General features: G+C 57.9%; 14 protein-coding genes and 3 pseudogenes. 14 read left to right on the forward strand and 3 right to left on the reverse strand.

Features of this window, described 5'->3' with window-relative positions; genetic code table 11:
* Positions 1 to 241: pseudogene (gene virG / locus NKI99_RS16215) on the reverse strand (two-component system response regulator VirG); the annotation flags it as partial.
* A gap of 1,289 nt (positions 242 to 1,530) precedes the next feature.
* On the opposite strand from virG, the gene NKI99_RS16220 reads away from it, so the two are divergent.
* From NKI99_RS16220 to NKI99_RS16285, 14 genes and pseudogenes are all read left to right on the forward strand, one after another.
* Positions 1,531 to 2,316 carry a type IV secretion system lytic transglycosylase VirB1 gene (locus tag NKI99_RS16220; RefSeq protein ID WP_023766572.1) on the forward strand — a complete coding sequence of 262 codons (786 nt, stop codon included), beginning with the start codon at positions 1,531 to 1,533 and terminating at the stop codon, positions 2,314 to 2,316.
* Positions 2,317 to 2,390: 74 nt separating this feature from the next.
* Positions 2,391 to 2,696, forward strand: a complete 306-nt coding sequence (virB2, locus tag NKI99_RS16225) for a pilin major subunit VirB2 (protein WP_023673707.1) — start codon at positions 2,391 to 2,393, stop codon at positions 2,694 to 2,696.
* On the forward strand, positions 2,696 to 3,022 hold the full coding sequence (locus tag NKI99_RS16230; protein WP_023679584.1) for a type IV secretion system protein VirB3: 327 nt from the start codon (positions 2,696 to 2,698) through the stop codon (positions 3,020 to 3,022). Before virB2 ends, NKI99_RS16230 begins: the two co-directional genes overlap by 1 nt.
* The gene (gene virB4 / locus NKI99_RS16235) at positions 3,022 to 5,391 is read left to right on the forward strand and encodes a type IV secretion/conjugal transfer ATPase VirB4 (RefSeq protein WP_023737137.1); all 2,370 of its coding nucleotides are present in this window, start codon (positions 3,022 to 3,024) and stop codon (positions 5,389 to 5,391) included. Before NKI99_RS16230 ends, virB4 begins: the two co-directional genes overlap by 1 nt.
* Before the next feature lie 13 nt (positions 5,392 to 5,404).
* Positions 5,405 to 6,088 (forward strand): TrbJ/VirB5 family protein, encoded by a 684-nt coding sequence (locus tag NKI99_RS16240; protein ID WP_023737138.1) that lies wholly within the window; start codon positions 5,405 to 5,407, stop codon positions 6,086 to 6,088.
* 55 nt (positions 6,089 to 6,143) lie between these two features.
* A complete protein-coding gene (locus NKI99_RS16245; RefSeq protein ID WP_023737139.1) occupies positions 6,144 to 7,031 on the forward strand; it encodes a type IV secretion system protein in 888 nt (295 codons plus the stop codon).
* Positions 7,032 to 7,058: 27 nt separating this feature from the next.
* The gene (locus tag NKI99_RS16250; RefSeq protein WP_081731114.1) at positions 7,059 to 7,217 is read left to right on the forward strand and encodes a type IV secretion system lipoprotein VirB7; all 159 of its coding nucleotides are present in this window, start codon (positions 7,059 to 7,061) and stop codon (positions 7,215 to 7,217) included.
* Positions 7,214 to 7,927, forward strand: coding sequence for a type IV secretion system protein VirB8 (locus tag NKI99_RS16255; RefSeq protein WP_031214019.1), 714 nt, complete (start codon positions 7,214 to 7,216; stop codon positions 7,925 to 7,927). Before NKI99_RS16250 ends, NKI99_RS16255 begins: the two co-directional genes overlap by 4 nt.
* The gene (locus tag NKI99_RS16260; protein ID WP_023814399.1) at positions 7,924 to 8,808 is read left to right on the forward strand and encodes a TrbG/VirB9 family P-type conjugative transfer protein; all 885 of its coding nucleotides are present in this window, start codon (positions 7,924 to 7,926) and stop codon (positions 8,806 to 8,808) included. The genes NKI99_RS16255 and NKI99_RS16260 overlap by 4 nt, the downstream gene beginning before the upstream one ends.
* A complete protein-coding gene (virB10, locus tag NKI99_RS16265) occupies positions 8,801 to 9,937 on the forward strand; it encodes a type IV secretion system protein VirB10 (RefSeq protein ID WP_031214017.1) in 1,137 nt (378 codons plus the stop codon). The genes NKI99_RS16260 and virB10 overlap by 8 nt, the downstream gene beginning before the upstream one ends.
* A complete protein-coding gene (gene virB11 / locus NKI99_RS16270; protein WP_023814397.1) occupies positions 9,921 to 10,961 on the forward strand; it encodes a P-type DNA transfer ATPase VirB11 in 1,041 nt (346 codons plus the stop codon). The genes virB10 and virB11 overlap by 17 nt, the downstream gene beginning before the upstream one ends.
* Before the next feature lie 720 nt (positions 10,962 to 11,681).
* Complete coding sequence (locus NKI99_RS16275) at positions 11,682 to 12,368, forward strand: response regulator (RefSeq protein WP_352611426.1); 687 nt, start codon at positions 11,682 to 11,684, stop codon at positions 12,366 to 12,368.
* Positions 12,369 to 12,394: 26 nt separating this feature from the next.
* Positions 12,395 to 12,496, forward strand: a pseudogene (locus tag NKI99_RS33840) (IS6 family transposase); the annotation flags it as partial.
* Positions 12,497 to 12,723: 227 nt separating this feature from the next.
* Positions 12,724 to 12,882: pseudogene (locus tag NKI99_RS16285) on the forward strand (ATP-binding protein); the annotation flags it as partial.
* Positions 12,883 to 13,941: 1,059 nt separating this feature from the next.
* Here NKI99_RS16285 and groL read toward each other — a convergent pair.
* Positions 13,942 to 15,609, reverse strand: a complete 1,668-nt coding sequence (gene groL / locus NKI99_RS16295) for a chaperonin GroEL (RefSeq protein ID WP_352611427.1) — start codon at positions 15,607 to 15,609, stop codon at positions 13,942 to 13,944.
* A 63-nt stretch (positions 15,610 to 15,672) separates the two neighbouring features.
* Positions 15,673 to 15,969, reverse strand: coding sequence for a co-chaperone GroES (groES, locus tag NKI99_RS16300; RefSeq protein WP_019863563.1), 297 nt, complete (start codon positions 15,967 to 15,969; stop codon positions 15,673 to 15,675).
* Positions 15,970 to 16,362 lie beyond the last annotated feature (393 nt).

Here is a 16,362-nt window from a genome sequence, read left to right on the forward strand (position 1 = left end):
CGCCGCTGATCACTATGATAGGAACATCCGATTTTGTCGCCAGATTGCGGACGATCGCAAGTCCATCCTCCCGGCCTAGGTTAAGATCAACAACCACGAGATCGACTGGCTCACGTGAAAGAACATAGTCAAACTGCTTGCTATCGTGGACTGCGGTTACCTTCAGGGCATGCATCGTGAGATACTCGGCGATGAGGCGCCGCATTGCGGCATCATCGTCAATGACAAGAACATGTTTCAACGGCACACCTTCAATCTTGAATCCCCTTGTCTAAACCTGTTGCCGAGCAACCCTGGGGCACCGACCCAGAACAGCTGCTCCTTGATACCACTCGCCGTTGCGTGCGGCCAATGTGAGGCCGTGCTCGTCCTGTTCTTTTCATCCCCAGCGAATTGACCGCACCAAGGCAGCCCGTGGCCACCAGACAGGTCCAAGCGCCGACATGACCCTGCCGTGTGGTCCTTCGCTTTTTCGCTTCGAGCTCCCCCGTTGGTGCAGGCCTGCCAATATCACTCAAGTTCGACCTCATGGATGCCAAGTTTCCTGCTATGCCCTTGCATCCTGGTCATCCTGGAGTTTGCGGACCTGGATCATCTCGATATCCTCCGGCTCGTGGATCCAGCTCGGACATGGTTGAGCAGCGCGGCGTTTGGCTTGATCGGAGAGGCGGTCGGCGGAAGAAGACCGTGATTCGCTGCAGCGGCCTTGTGCAAAATAGTGTGTCTCCTGCCAAGCCGGCTTCGTCCAAGGTGGCCGGCGGCCTCAAATGCTGTTCGGCGACCGGCAGGTCGCCGGTTGCGGTGAACGTCCGGGCTAACATTTCTCAGTTACTGCAACTCCTCCATCTTGAGCGTGTCACTATGCTTGTCCATTGCGCCGTCGGACTCCGTCAATGACGTGCGGTTATCTGCCGATGGGACTGTGCATGATCCACCCTTTGGCGGCGGCGGCCGAACAGCTGAACGAGGCTCGCACCAGGATGGGCTGCGCCGCCACGTCTTCCCAGTTGACCCTCGCCGCCGCGGATTTGCGCCTTCGAGCCAGCTTCGCGGACGAGCTCGCGTCTCAAGCAATGATCTGAGTGTGCAGGGCCGCGCATGGCTGCTCTTTAAGGACCGGCAGCATACCGGCAAAGTTGGGCCGCTTTATCGCCTTAGTCGATTCCCCACGGTGATCCCGAGCCTGAACAAGCCCGCCAAGCTCCCCATTTTGTCCTTGGCTTGGCGCTGACAGAAGTACCATCCATGACGCCAAAGTCGCGGCCCACACTCCAGGAGCAACGGACGGCCGGGACGAGCAATCCTGTACAGGAGTCATTGTACCAAGATGCTCCGGATGTCGCTGGCTGATCGGGCCCGCGCCACGCACGCATGCGCAAGATGCTCACCCACGCTGATACGAACCGTCTTTGCTTCAATTGAAACCGAAAAGCTGAACTTGAACATCACACAGTAACAAACCTCCCCGATAAGCGCGTGCCGGACAGGGCCAGAACCCGTCCGGCGGCTTGGAAAGGTAGGTGATAGGGAATGTTTATTGCAGCTTGGCCGCTGGCCATCGTCCTGATGACATCCATGTCACTCCCAGCCGAGCCCGCGCCACTTTCTCCGCGTGAGTTCCGCAGCCTGTCGCGCAAATGCGCCCCCTGGGTTGCGCCGTCCACCCTCGCCGCGATTGCCAAGATTGAAAGTGGCTTTGAAACGCTGGTGGCTCATGACAACACCACAGGTGAGCAGCTTCGCTGGATAGACCACCTGGAAGCCACGCGGGGCATCAAGGAACGCCTCGAAGCACAACATTCTGTCGATGTTGGATTGATGCAGATAAACAGCAAGAACTTTGCCGTGCTCAATCTCACGCCGGAAAGGGCTTTCGAGCCCTGCGCCTCGCTTTCGGCTGCCGCCCACCTGCTTGAAAGCCGGTATGCCGGCGGCACCACTGCTGTGGCACAGCAACTGGCGCTTCGCCGTGCCATCTCGGCCTATAACACGGGCGACGTCACGCATGGCTTCGCCAACGGTTATGTACGCAAGGTCGAGTCGGCCGCAAAGGACATCTCAAGTCTCCTTGAGAGAACGCTGGAGCCGACTGCTCGAGATGTGCCGCACCTTGAGGCACCCGGTCGGAAAGCCGTGCCGCCTCTGCTCCAGCAGAGCCAACAGGCCAATAGAAAGAAGCAGCCTAACCAAGATTCTTGGGACATCTGGGGCTCGTATCAGCCAGACCGCTCCGGGGCCGATCCCTCCGATCCGACAGGCAGCCAGGCTGCGAAAGCACGGGAACCCTCGAACCCGAACAAACTCGTATTCGATTGAAACATGGAGATGCAATGATGACGCCACTCAAGATACTTCGTGCGCTTAAAACGCGTGTTCCTTCGCCTTTTTCCATGCTGCGCATGGCGGCTGAATATGTACCGGCCGCTGCTGCAGGCGCGGCGTGGACGGTCTTCTACAGCGGGCCAGCCGCGGCTCAGGTGACCGGAGGGACGGATCCTGCCAAGATGGTCCAGAATATCTGCACGTTCATACTTGGGCCCTTTGGACAATCACTGGCCGTGCTCGGGCTCGTAGCCATCGGTATCTCTTGGATGTTCGGTCGTGCTTCACTTGGCCTGGTTGCGGGTGTCGTTGGAGGGATCGTCATCATGTTCGGGGCCAGCTTCCTGGGCAAGGCGCTCATAGGCGGTGGCTGATGAGCGACCGGTTGGAAGTGAGCACCCTCTATGTGGCGGCGACGCGCCCCGCACTGTTTCTGGGGGTGCCGCTGACGCTGGCCGGATTGCTCATGATGTTGGCTGGGCTTGTTATCATTATCCTTCAGAACCCGCTCTACGAAATCGTTCTCGCGCCACTCTGGTTCGGAGCACGGCTGGTTGTTGAGCGTGACTATAACGCGGCAAGCGTCGTGCTGCTCTATTTGCAGACGGCCGGCAGAAGCGTGGACGGGCCGGTCTGGGGAGGCGCAAGCGTCAGCGCCAATCCGATCAGAGTGCCGAAACGCGGAAGAGGAATGGTGTAATGTTCGGCGCCAGCGGCCGGACCGAGAGGTCTGGCGAGATCTACCTTCCGTATGTTGGTCACGTAAGCGATCAGGTTGTCCTTCTGGAAGACGGATCGATCATGGCCATGGCACATGTGAACGGTGTGCCCTTTGATTTGGAAGACGCTGAGATGCGCAACTCGCGCTGCCGCGCGTTCAACACTCTCTTGCGCAACATCGCCGATGACAATGTCTCGATATACGCTCATCTTGTGAGACACAACGATGTGCCGGCGCCGGCGCCGCGCCGGTTTCAAAGTGCATTCGCTGGCAGTCTGAGCGAGGCCTACGAGCGTCGTGTGCTGTCGGGAAAGCTCTTTCGCAACGATCACTTCCTCACTTTGATCGTGTCCCCCCGCACCGCAATCGGCAAGATCGGCTTGCGGATTGCCAAGTCCCGCAGACGGAATGAGCACGATCTAGCCACCCAAATGCGGAGCCTGGAAGACCTCTGGCACATCATTGCTGGCGCACTCGGCGGTTACGGTCTGCGCCGGTTGGGTATTCGTGAGAAAGGCAACGTGCTCTTCACGGAAATCGGCGAGGCGCTTCGGCTCATGATGACTTGCCGGTTTCTTCCGGTTCCGATGGTTACCGGCTCACTTGGCGCCTCGATCTACACTGACCAGGTCATCTGCGGGAAGCGGGCGCTTGAGATTCGAAGGCCCGGGGATAGCTCCGTCGGATCATTGTTTTCGTTCCGTGAATATCCGGCGACGACGCGGCCGGGCATGCTAAATTCCTTGCTGTCCGCCAACTTCCCGCTTGTCCTGAGCCAGAGCTTTTCCTTCCTCACTCGCCCGCAAGCTCATGCCAAACTAAGCCTTAAGTCCAGCCAGATGACGAGTGCCGGCGACAAGGCTCTCACCCAGATCAATGAACTTGCCGAGGCAGAGGACGCACTGGCAAGCAACGAATTCGTGATGGGTTCGCATCATCTGAGCCTGTGCGTCTATGCCGACAGCCTCAATAGCCTTGCAGATCGCGCAGCAAGTGCCCGCGCACGGCTGGCCGACGCGGGCGCCGTTATCGTCCAAGAGGGCATCGGCATGGAGGCCGCATATTGGTCCCAACTTCCGGGGAACAACAGGTGGCGCACGCGCCCGGGGGCGATCACCTCACACAATTTTGCCGGGCTCGTCTCATTTGAGAACTTCCCAAGCGGTTCCAGTTCCGGCCACTGGGGCAATGCTGTTGCGCGCTTTCGCACAAACGGTGGAACTTCTTTCGACTACATCCCCCATGAGAATGACGTCGGCATGACGGCAATATTCGGGCCCGTTGGCAAAGGCAAGACGACGCTGATGACCTTTGTCCTCGCGATGCTTGAGCAAAGCTTGGTCGATCGCAATGGTGCGATCGTCTTCTTCGACAAGGATCGGGGTGGTGAACTGCTGGTGCGAGCCACGGGAGGGACATATCTTGCGTTGCGCAGAGGCGCTCCGAGCGGCTTGGCCCCTCTGCGTGGACTGGACAACACCTCCGCCTCTCGGGACTTTCTGCGCGAGTGGTTGATGGCCCTGATCGAGAGTGACGGCCGTGGTCCGATCTCGCCGGAGGAAAGCCGTCGGCTGGAACGCGGCATTGTTCGTCAGCTTTCGTTCGAACCCCCTATGCGCTCACTTGCGGGCCTGCGCGAGTTCCTATTGCACAGCCCCTCCGAGGGCGCAGGAGCACGGCTGCAGCGGTGGTGTAGAGGGGGGGCGCTTGGATGGGCCTTTGACGGCGACGTGGACGAAGTAAGGCTGGATGCCTCCATTACGGGCTTCGACATGACGCAGCTCCTGGAATATGAGGAGGTCTGTGCACCGGCCGCCGCATACCTTCTGCATCGAGTGGGCGCTATCGTCGATGGTCGTCGGTTCGTGATGAGCTGCGACGAATTTCGATTCTATCTACTCAACCCCCAATTCTCGGCCGTTATCGACAAGTTCTTGCTCACGGTCCGCAAAAACAACGGCATGTTGATACTCGCAACGCAGCAGCCTGAACACGTTCTGGAATCGCCTCTCGGAGCTAGTCTCGTTGCGCAATGTATGACGAAAATTTTCTACCCATCACCGACGGCGGACCGCTCTGCGTATGTCGATGGCTTGAAGTGCACTGCGCAGGAGTTCGAGGCAATCCGCCAGGGAATGGCAATCGGCAGCCGCAAGTTTTTGCTCAAGCGCGATAGCGGGAGTATTGTTTGCGAATTCGATCTTGGGCAGATGCGCGAGTACGTAGCCGTACTCTCGGGGCGGGCCAACACAGTGCGCTTTGCCGACCAGCTTCGCAACCAGCACGGAGACGCCCCAAGTGGGTGGCTCGACAAGTTCATGGCCCGGTACCATGAAGTTCAAGACTGACGGAGGAATATTCATGAAACTTGCCAAACTTGCAGTAACGACCCTTGCTGCTTCCCTTCTGCTTCACGGACAGGCCCGGTCGCAATGGATCGTCACCGACCCTGTAACAGAAACACAATCGACCTTAACAGCGATTTCCAATGCGGCGATCCTTGAGAGGTCAATCGAGACGCTCGCTACGACGATCGAAATGGTGACAATGCTAACCTCGTCATTCGCTGTCACGGGAGTGCTAAGCTCACTGAACCAAGGAAATCATTACCCGTCGAGCAATAAGCTGGAGGAGCAGATGTTTGATGCTCGGGCGCCAGCTTCGATTATCGCCCGTAACATTGCGGAGGACCCAAATCGGATAGTCACGGGCGACGATTCAGAAGCGAAACTGTTAAAGGGACAAATCGCTGGGGCCGCCAATGCCGCAGCTATTGCAGCCGACACTTTGGGCATGATGGACAAGCGCCTTAAGGATAACGCCGGCACGCTTGGTCAGCTTTCCCGCTCGGGAAATATTATGCAGGCCACCGTGACCAACGGTCTGGTCCTCAAGCAGATTCACGATGCGATGATCCAAAATGCCCAGGCCACGAGTCTGCTGACTATGGCCACTGCACAAGGGAGCCTTCATGCCGCTGAGGAGGCCGCCACGCAGCGTCGCGAACATCGGGACACCGCTCGCATTTTTGACCTCCTCCCGTGAACGCTGAGTTCATCAGGCTCAGCTGCGCTGATCAGGGACACATCAGGCTCACGCCATGAATTTCAAAATTCCCGCGCCATTCACGACTATACACACGATCTTTCATGGGGCCTTCACGTCCGGGCTGCACAAAGTGCTTGAAAACGTCCAAGCGGCGGTCAGTGCGCCTCTGGTTGCGTGTGTCACGCTCTGGATAATAATCCAAGGCTGTCTGGTCATGCGTGGTCAAGTCGATGCGCGCGGGGGTATCTCGCGCGTAATCATGGTGTCGATTGTCGTCGCCCTTATCTTAGGGCAGGCCAACTATCAGCAGTACATTGAAGCGCTTTTCGACGAAACGATTCCGAGGTTGGCTCACGACATCAGTGGCAGCGACTTGCCCTTCATCGGAATCCCCCAGAAGCTCGATCTCATGTTTGCTTCAAGCCAGTATGTCTTTCAGCTGATTGCTTCCGAAATTGGGCCTATGAACGGCCAGGACATACTTGCTTTCGAGGGAGCGCAATGGATTTTCTACGGCGCGCTGTGGACAGCGTTCGAGATCTACGATGCCGTTGGAATTCTGACGAAGGTGCTCTTGACGATCGGCCCCCTGGTCCTTGTAGGCTACCTTTTTGATCACACTCGAGACATAGCCACCAGATGGATCGGCCAACTGCTCTCGTACGGGCTGCTGCTTCTCCTCCTCAACATCGTTGCAACGATAGTAATCGCTGCCGAAGCAGTCTCGCTGGCAGCCATGCTTTTGATGATCAAATTCTCGGGCACGACAGCAGCCAAGATCATCGGGCTTTACGAGCTCGACATGCTTTTCCTAGCTGGTGACGCTCTGATCGTCGCGCTTCCGACGATCGCCAGCAGCATCGCCGGCGGCTCTTGGGGAGGTGCGAACCGACCTCTTAACAGCCTCAATCGCCACTTTGCCAAAACGGCGGGTGGTTAATCAATCGACAAGCTCGGTGCCAAAAACATGAAATATTGCCTACTTCTGTCAATCCTCGCTTTGGCCGCCTGCAAGACGAGCCATGGGCTTGCGACGTGCGCGGGTGCCCCATTCCAACTGAACGTGGGACAATGGGAAACCACCCCTGAGGATCTTCAGGTCGAATGCGCGGAAGAGCCAAAGTGAAATTTCCTGAACATGCCCTTCTGGTGGAGAGAGAAACGCTAGCCGCCCACTATAAGAAGGTGGAAGCGTTTCAAACGTCACGAGCGAAGTCTGCGCGGCGCCTGTCAAAGGCCCTGATCGCCTTTGCCGCAGCGGCGGTCCTAGGAAATGTTGCCCAGGCATTTACCATCGCTGCCATGGTCCCGTTGGCCAAGCTCGTACCTGTGTTCCTCTGGGTCCGGCCGGATGGGACCGTCGACAGCGAAGTGTCAGTGTCTCGACTGCCGGCAACCCAAGACCGAGCCGTCATAAATGCTTCGCTGTGGGAATATGTACGCCTGCGCGAGGGGTACACAGCAGATACAGCCCAATACGCCTATGACCTCGTATCCAGTTTCAGCGCGCCGGCTGTGCGACAGCAATATCAAGATTTCTTCAACTATCCGAATCCCACCTCGCCGCAAGTCACGGTCGGCAAGCGCGGCAAGCTCGAGGTCGGGCATATTTCTTCAAACGACATCAGTCCGGACGTTCAACAGATCCGTTACAAACGTACGCTTGTTGTCGATGGGCAGATGCCGATAGTGACCACCTGGACAGCTACCATCCGCTACGAGCGCTTGACGGGTCTGCCTGGGCAATCGAGGCTCACCAATCCGGGAGGTCTACTCATCACTTCCTATCAAAGCTCGGAAGATAGCGTATCGAACCTGGGCTATGTGCAGCCATGACAAAAAGAGCGTTTCTCGCGCTGGTCTGTTCACTCTTCTTAACGATGGAAGCGTCCGCGGAAGACACACCACTTGCCGGCAAGCATGATGCGCGCATGCGCTACCTGGCTTACCGTCCTGACGAAGTGGTGCGCCTGTCTACCGCAGTGGGGGCAACGCTGGTTGTCACATTCGCGGCCAACGAGACAGTCGCAGCCGTGGCCGTTTCCAATAGCAAAGACCTGGCTGCGCTCCCGCGCGCCAACTATCTCTTTTTTAAGGCTAGCCGGATGCTCCCGCCGCAGCCGGTCATCGTGCTGGCCGAGAGTGAGTCCGGCACACGGAGATACGTCTTCAGTATTTCAACGAGAGCGATGCCAAAACTCGATGAGCAGCAACCTGACCTATACTACAGTGTGCAGTTCACCTATCCTGCTGATGAGGCTGCTGCTCAGAGAAAGGACGCAGAAAGGCGCTCGATTCTTGGTCAGGCCCGGGCGAAAGTGCTGCGCGACGAGAGAGTTCAGGATTTGTTGAATCGGCCCGCCGCAACTACCAGTCCGGACGAAAGCAATTTTCACTACGTCGCAAAGGGCGATCGATCGCTGTCGCCGCTGGAAGTTTTCGATAATGGCTTTACCACCGTATTTGGCTTCGCAAGCAATTCCCGCATACCCTCCCTCTACATTATCAATCCCGACGGCAAGGAAGCCGCTGCCAATTACACGGTCAAAGGGGACTATGTTGAAGTATCCGCAGTCGCCCGGGAATGGCGTCTGAGAGATGGCAATACGGTCTTGTCCATTTTCAACAGGGCTTATGACCCTGTGGGACGAGCGCCAGGGACCGGTACAGTGACACCCGACGTGTGGCGCGTTTTGAAAGGCTCGGCCGATGAATGAAACCGGCCCACAGTCGGGACATGATGTCCATGCCTCCGGATCGATGGTCTCGGAGCCGGCCCGCCGGCATGTTTCGGGATTGCAGAAGTTGGCCGTCGCTGCTCTTGTTCTCATCTCATCTCTATCACTCATCTGGCTCGGAGGTCGTACCAGCACACAAGACGAACCAACTCAGCCAAAACCTCCAATTGTCGCCGACGCCGAACCATTCCGCCCCGTGCCGATTGAGATTGCTCCCGAAGTTCCAGCAGCCGTACAGGCGGCGCAGGCAGGAGATCCTGCGCCATCCACGCCGACTTCAGCTGATCCGCCGCCGGAGGAAACACCAATTTTCGCCTACAGTGGCAGCAGTAAAATGCCCACCGACGGTCAGCGGAGCGAAGACAACCATAGGGATGCTCCCGTGACCTCGGATGAGATTTCAGACGCTGGCGATCTGTCGGCGCGATTGAAGCCAGATATACAGGAGCCAAGCCGGGCCACACTTTTGCCGCACCCTGATCTCGTGATTACTCAAGGAACGATCATCCCCTGCATTTTGCAAACGGCAGTCGACACAAATTTACCGGGTTATGTGAAGTGCGTCTTACCTAAAGACGTCCGCGGCGCCACCAACAACGTGGTGCTTTTGGATCGCGGGACGACCGTGATTGGCGAGATCCAGCGTGGTCTCCAACAGGGGGATGCGCGTGTCTTCGTGCTGTGGACGCGCATCGAAACGCCTGACCATGCCCTCGTTTCGCTAGCATCGCCGGGCGCTGACGAGCTCGGCCGCTCCGGAATGCCTGGCACGGTGGATAATCACTTCTGGCAGCGCTTTGGCGGAGCAATGCTCATGAGCGTCATTCAAGGCGCGTTTCAGGCCGCCGGTCAATACGCTGGCAGCTCAGGTGGAGGAAGCGGCATCAACAGCTTCCAGAGCAACGCCGGACAAGCCGTTGAGACGACCCTTAGAGCAACGATCAACGTTCCGCCAACTCTGAAGAAAAACCAGGGAGATGCTGTATCCATCTTTGTGGCTCGGGACCTCGATTTCTCAGATGTATACGATCTTAGAGCGACCGCCGTGGCGCCAGCCCCCCCCCAACATCGCCAACGCCGGAGAGACAACAATGCGACCGGAGGCTGACCCTCAATTGCGTTTGCTTCTCAACCCTGTTCTGAAATGGCTTGAGGAGCCAAGGACCGAAGAGGTCGCTATCAACCGGCCTGGGGAAGCCTTTGTCCGACAGGCCGGCGTTTTCACCAAACATCCGCTACCGCTATCTTATGACGATCTGGAGGACATCGCGATCCTCGCTGGAGCGCTGCGCAAGCAAGATGTCGGACCGCAAAGCCCCCTCTGTGCTACTGAGCTGCCGAACGGAGAGCGGCTGCAGATCTGTTTGCCGCCCGCTGTTCCCTCAGGAACAATAAGCCTGACGATACGGCGTCCCTCAAGTCGTGTGACCGAACTCAAGGAAGTTTCTTCTCGCTACGAATACTCGCGTTGGAATCAATGGCGGTCACGAAAGGAGCGCCAAGAGCGGCAGGACGAAACGATTCTTCAGCACTACGACCATGGTGACTTGGAGCAATTTTTGCGAGCGTGCGTTTGCGGGCGGCTTACGATGCTGCTTTGCGGACCTACTGGTAGCGGCAAAACGACAATGAGCAAGACTTTGATCAACGCTATACCCCCGCAAGAGAGGCTGATAAGTATCGAGGACACGCTCGAACTTGCAATCCCGCACGAGAATCATGTCCGGTTACTCTATCCGAAGGACCGAGCAGGCGTAGGTGCGGTGACAGCCGAGCAACTGTTGCAAGCCAGCTTGCGCATGCGCCCTGATCGAATATTGCTTGGCGAGATGCGCGATGATGCTGCTTGGGCCTACCTTAGCGAAGTCGTCTCCGGCCATGCGGGATCAATATCGACGATTCATGGGGCGGATCCGGTCCAAGGCTTTAAAAAGCTCTTTTCACTCGTCAAGAGCAGCCCGCAAGGAGCTGCTGTGGAAGACCACACGCTTCTTGACCTGCTGTCGGCTGCCGTTGACGTCATTGTGCCGTTTCGTACCCACGGCGACGTGTATGAGGTGGGGGAGGTGTGGCTCGCCGCCGATGCCCGGCGACGCGGAGAGACAGTAGCCGATCTTCTTAATAAGCACTAAGGCTAGGGCACGTCGGGGATCGGTAAGTCGTTTGTGATATGATGGCGCAACTTGTTCAGATTCAACGTCACTTTGATTTGACCGAGGTTGATAATGGGAGGACGACTGGGCGTAGCCCTTCGGTCACAAGCCTGAACTCTTCGGCCGCCCTGTCGGCGCGGCAAGCTGCGGCACGATTCGACTGGGTGTATCGAGCGCGTCCGCTGAATTGCGCGGGCGACGCTCAGCGAGCTGGTGCCGATGCCTGCTTCAAAAGCGGCATCGATACCCGGCAGGTCGTACCCTTGATTTACCTAGCCGCGCTCAATGAGCGTCTTCAAAGCCGCCGAACGTGGTTCGGAATGACCGGTTGGTAAATCGGGAAGTGCTATACAGGGAATCCTCCCGGTATTGCCTCTAGGGGGTCCTCTCAATGAACAAAGCCGCAACCTGCCCTTGCGACCTCAGCTGGAGTTTGCGACGCAACCCATATAGGAGGATCGATGCGCAGAGAAATCGCAGGCAGAGTCGGTGGCATTGTGGGCTGGCCGACCGACGGTTTCAGCCCGTCAACAGGTCTTCACGTGTTCCATCCCCGACTATTGCAGGCGTGCGGCTTGCATTCTCCCGCGATCACCCATCGGAAAGAGCGTTACGAACACTACGAAGAGTTGCGCGACTTCTGCTGTCGCCCCGGTCTTACAGCGGACGGTGACCTGTCCTACCTTGATAGGACGTGAAATGCGAACGCTGCTCATTGATCATCACGTGGATCTTACGCGCGCCGTGCGAGCTGCGCTCGGGGATAGCGGTTTTGCCGTTGATGTAGTTGGCAACCTGGAACAGGCGTCGAGGGCATTCTGTTGCGCAACCTATGAAATTCTCCTGCTGGAGTTGGCTCTGCCAGATGGCGATGGCTTGGGCTGGCTGAGACAGCTAAGGAGCGACGGGCATTCAGTTCCAACCCTCATTATGAGTAGCATCAACGATCTCGAGAAGCGAATTGCAATTTTCAACGGTGGCGCGGACGATTTTCTGCTCAAGCCCGTCTCTTCCGATGAGCTCATCGCCAGAATGAGAGCCATTCTGCGCCGGTCGACACAGGTGACCGACCCCATCGTTGTATTTGGCAATCTCAATTTCGATCCGATCGGCCGACAGGTTTCCGTCTCGGGTCATCCTCTGAAGATCGCACGCCGCGAACTATGTATTTTAGAGCATCTGCTTATCCGTGCAGGCCGCATCGTGCCTCGTGCGCAGTTGGAAGATCACCTCTATTCGTTCAACGACGAGGTATCTGCCAACGCGCTTGAAGTCGGAATCTATCGCTTACGTGGACACCTGAGTAGGTCAGGTGCAACGCCACGGATCACGACCGTGCGCGGCATTGGTTACCTTCTTGAATTGACTGAGGCGGCATCCGCATAGTTGGTCTAAATTGAAAGAACAGACTGCGTATCAAGCGCCGCATTCGATCCATCGGCTTCAAGTCGCAGGCGAGCGCCGTGGTTATCCTCTCCGGCATCGAGATGATCCACATGATTGGCAAGCGACAGGGCGAGGTATGACTACAAGTCTGTCGATCGCTGTTTCGATATCCTCGCTGCCTGACGGACAGGCCGAAATGGCCGTTCACACCCCCATTTCCAGGTTTGCGACAGAGCCTTTTGTCGGCGTTGCCGGCTTCGAAGGGCCGGTGCGCGCCGAGCGCATCAAGATCACCCCCGGCCACCTTGCTGCGGCCACTCGCCGAGTACGAAGCGGTGGTCGGAGGGAGCTGGTGATGACGACGCTAGATCATGACCTGCTGATCGCAATCCTGGATCGGCTGAAGTTGACGGCCATCCGCGACCAGCTCGACACGCTCATGTCGAGCAAGATCGCGCAGTTCCCGTTTGTCCGCGAACTCGACGGCTTCGGCTTCGACGCGCAGCCATCGGTCTGCTTCAGCCAAACGTATTCATAGGTATGGGACAGGCCTTGCTATGTCCGAACGTCACTGCGCGGCAAAAACGTTGGATTTCTCAAGAAATAAAGTATTGGACAGTGCCCAATTTACCGTTGGAAAAGCTGGATATGGCGTTTCAGCGTTTCAGCGAAATAACCGAAATCAATCACTCCTAACAGCAAAGGCAACCGGAACTCGATCGCTTCCGTTGTCCGCGACTTAGCGAAACGCTTGTTCGCGATTTACTAAAACGGCTGTCCCAATTTAGTGAAATCCGCAGACAAGTCGCTGGAGGTTGGCCAAAGGCCACCCACGCCTGCTCCGAGGCCCTCCAGGGCAATGGTCTGAGACCTGGGCTCAAGCAGGATGAGACGCCGCTGGAGCTCAGGTGCAAGCGCTGCCACGCCCGCTCCGAGGCCCCACAAGGCCGAAGCGCAGTCGTCGGCGTCACGAGGCCTCTCGGCCACGACGACGAGCCTGAACCTGGATCCGCCTTTCTTGAGGCGTTGCGACTATCATCGCGGCGACACGCAGCTCTTGATTTGTGTGCGACACCTCAGCAGATCCATCGGGCTGAGCCGCTCAGCAATATCAACGAGAATGTCCAGCGGCAGATCAAGGATACTCAGAGGAGGAAACGCTTGATCTTGAGGCTCAGAGCGCGTCTGCTCCACTATAGAACAGGATGATTCACCGGGTCCTTCAACGCCAGCCGCCGGTCCGATGAGAGAATTGTCTCGGATATCACGCTCGATGGGGTTAAATGCCGAGATGGGCGCCTTGCCACGCTCCTCAATGCCCCTCATGATTCACCGCCTATAGCTACCAACTGAATGAATCATCGTGATTGTCGCGCAGCGGAATCCTCAAGGATCGGGCAGTTCGTAGGGGGCGCCGGTTTGACCAGGTTGAGCCCGCGAATTGCTCGATCGGACAAGATCCTAATTCTGACGAGATCCTCGGGACGCACTCCAAGTTGTCGATCATGTTCGGCACACAAGGAAAGGGCGGCATTGCTGCCGCCCTTTCCGCTGTAGGTTGATAGGGGCTGGATTAGAAATCCATGCCGCCCATGCCGCCCATGCCGCCCATACCGCCGCCGCCCATGCCGCCAGGCATGCCGCCGCCGCCAGCCGACTCCTTCTTCGGAGCCTCCGCGATCATGGCTTCGGTGGTGACCAGCAGGCCGGCGACCGAGGCCGCGTCCTGGAGAGCCGTACGGACAACCTTGACCGGATCGACGATACCCATGGCGATCATGTCGCCATATTCGCCGGTCTGGGCGTTGTAGCCGAAGGTCAAGCCCTTGTTCTCAAGGATCTTGCCGGCAACGATCGATGCTTCCGCACCGGCGTTGGCCGCGATCTGGCGGGCCGGAGCCTGCAGCGCACGACGAACGATGTTGATGCCGGCGGCCTGGTCGGCATTGACGCCGGTGACCTTGATGTCGGCCGAAGCGCGCAGGAGAGCGACGCCGCCGCCTGCAACGATGCCTTCTTCGACGGCCGCGCGGGTCGCGTTGAGGGCGTCATCGACGCGGTCCTTCTTTTCCTTGACTTCGACTTCCGTCGCACCGCCGACGCGGATCACCGCAACGCCGCCGGCGAGCTTCGCCAGACGTTCCTGCAGCTTCTCCTTGTCGTAGTCCGAAGTGGTCTCTTCGATCTGCTGCTTGATCTGGGCAACGCGGCCCTGGATCTCGGCCTTCTTGCCGGCACCGTCGACGATGGTGGTGTTCTCCTTGGAGATCGACACCTTCTTGGCGCGGCCGAGCATGTTGAGGCCGACGTTCTCGAGCTTGATGCCGAGGTCTTCGGAGATGACCTGGCCACCGGTGAGGATGGCGATGTCTTCCAGCATGGCCTTGCGGCGATCACCGAAGCCCGGCGCCTTGACGGCGGCGATCTTCAGGCCGCCACGCAGCTTGTTGACGACCAGCGTGGCCAGGGCCTCGCCTTCGACGTCTTCCGAGATGATGAGCAGCGGCTTCGAGGTCTGCACGACGGCTTCGAGAACCGGCAGCATCGCCTGCAGGTTGGACAGCTTCTTCTCGTGCAGGAGGATGTAGACGTCCTCGAGCTCGGCAACCATCTTGTCGGCGTTGGTGACGAAGTAGGGCGAGAGATAGCCGCGGTCGAACTGCATGCCTTCGACGACCTCGAGTTCAGTCTCGGCGGTCTTGGCTTCCTCAACCGTGATGACGCCTTCGTTGCCGACCTTCTGCATCGCTTCGGCGATCATCTTGCCGACCGACTCGTCGCCATTGCCGGCGATCGTGCCGACCTGGGCAACTTCCTCGGAGGTCTTGATCTTCTTGGCAGCCTTGCCGAGCGCCGCGACGACTTCGGTCACGGCCAGATCGATGCCGCGCTTCAGGTCCATCGGGTTCATGCCGGCGGCAACGGCCTTGTTGCCTTCCTGGACGATCGACTGCGCCAGAACGGTCGCGGTTGTGGTGCCGTCACCGGCGATGTCGTTGGTCTTCGAAGCAACTTCGCGGATCATCTGCGCGCCCATGTTTTCGAACTTGTCGGAAAGTTCGATTTCCTTGGCGACGGTGACCCCGTCCTTGGTGATGCGCGGTGCGCCGAACGACTTGTCGATGACGACGTTGCGGCCCTTGGGGCCGAGGGTGACCTTCACCGCGTCGGCGAGGATGTTGATGCCGTGAAGCATGCGCTCACGGGCATCGCGGGAGAATTTTACGTCTTTGGCAGCCATTTTTTTACTCCTGGGCATCTCGCCCGAAATTCAGATTTGATGGTGCGAAGGAAAGGCCTGATATCAGCCGATGATGCCCATAATGTCGGATTCCTTCATGATCAGAAGGTCTTCGCCATTGAGCTTGACTTCGGTACCCGACCACTTGCCGAACAGGATGCGGTCGCCGGCCTTGACGTCCAGCGGGACCAGCTTGCCAGCTTCGTCACGAGCGCCGGAGCCGACGGCGATGATCTCGCCTTCCTGCGGCTTTTCCTTCGCCGTATCCGGGATGATGATCCCGCCGGCGGTCTTGGATTCGGATTCGACCCGGCGAACGACCACGCGGTCATGCAGCGGCCGGAAATTCGACTTTGCCATTTTTGGATGTCCTTGGTGCGGATGTTGAACGGTTCTCCGTTGCCGGAGCGTGCTTAGCACTCAGCGGAAGCGAGTGCTAACGCGGCAATGAGATAAGCCGCATGCTCCTGCTAGTCAAGACGAAAGAGCAAAGAGCAAAGAGAAAAGAGCAGACAGCAAAGAGAAGAGAGCAAAGAGCGTGTAAGCATCGAGCCTTTTATGTGAACAATGTCGGGTATCAGACATATATGGGGCGGCTCACCCTTTGTATTTGAGCTTTATTCAGATGGCACGAATGATGCAACAGGTGATGCATTTGATCTCATCCAGAGGCTCGCACGGGGTCGTGCTGCGTCAGCTCGGTCGTGTCGAGCTTCAGAAGGCCATTTTGGCATTGGTTCTGTTGCCCTATTC

Source organism: Mesorhizobium sp. M0239 (assembly GCF_040321815.1).
Lineage (GTDB): Bacteria > Pseudomonadota > Alphaproteobacteria > Rhizobiales > Rhizobiaceae > Mesorhizobium.

Coding starts and splice junctions, on each gene's coding strand:
- NKI99_RS16220 (WP_023766572.1), top strand. CDS start 1,531: ATGTTTATTGCAGCTTGGCCGCTGGCCATCGTCCTGATGACATCCATG.
- virB2 (WP_023673707.1), top strand. CDS start 2,391: ATGCTGCGCATGGCGGCTGAATATGTACCGGCCGCTGCTGCAGGCGCG.
- NKI99_RS16230 (WP_023679584.1), top strand. CDS start 2,696: ATGAGCGACCGGTTGGAAGTGAGCACCCTCTATGTGGCGGCGACGCGC.
- virB4 (WP_023737137.1), top strand. CDS start 3,022: ATGTTCGGCGCCAGCGGCCGGACCGAGAGGTCTGGCGAGATCTACCTT.
- NKI99_RS16240 (WP_023737138.1), top strand. CDS start 5,405: ATGAAACTTGCCAAACTTGCAGTAACGACCCTTGCTGCTTCCCTTCTG.
- NKI99_RS16245 (WP_023737139.1), top strand. CDS start 6,144: ATGAATTTCAAAATTCCCGCGCCATTCACGACTATACACACGATCTTT.
- NKI99_RS16250 (WP_081731114.1), top strand. CDS start 7,059: ATGAAATATTGCCTACTTCTGTCAATCCTCGCTTTGGCCGCCTGCAAG.
- NKI99_RS16260 (WP_023814399.1), top strand. CDS start 7,924: ATGACAAAAAGAGCGTTTCTCGCGCTGGTCTGTTCACTCTTCTTAACG.
- virB10 (WP_031214017.1), top strand. CDS start 8,801: ATGAATGAAACCGGCCCACAGTCGGGACATGATGTCCATGCCTCCGGA.
- virB11 (WP_023814397.1), top strand. CDS start 9,921: ATGCGACCGGAGGCTGACCCTCAATTGCGTTTGCTTCTCAACCCTGTT.
- NKI99_RS16275 (WP_352611426.1), top strand. CDS start 11,682: ATGCGAACGCTGCTCATTGATCATCACGTGGATCTTACGCGCGCCGTG.
- groL (WP_352611427.1), bottom strand. CDS start 15,609: ATGGCTGCCAAAGACGTAAAATTCTCCCGCGATGCCCGTGAGCGCATG.
- groES (WP_019863563.1), bottom strand. CDS start 15,969: ATGGCAAAGTCGAATTTCCGGCCGCTGCATGACCGCGTGGTCGTTCGC.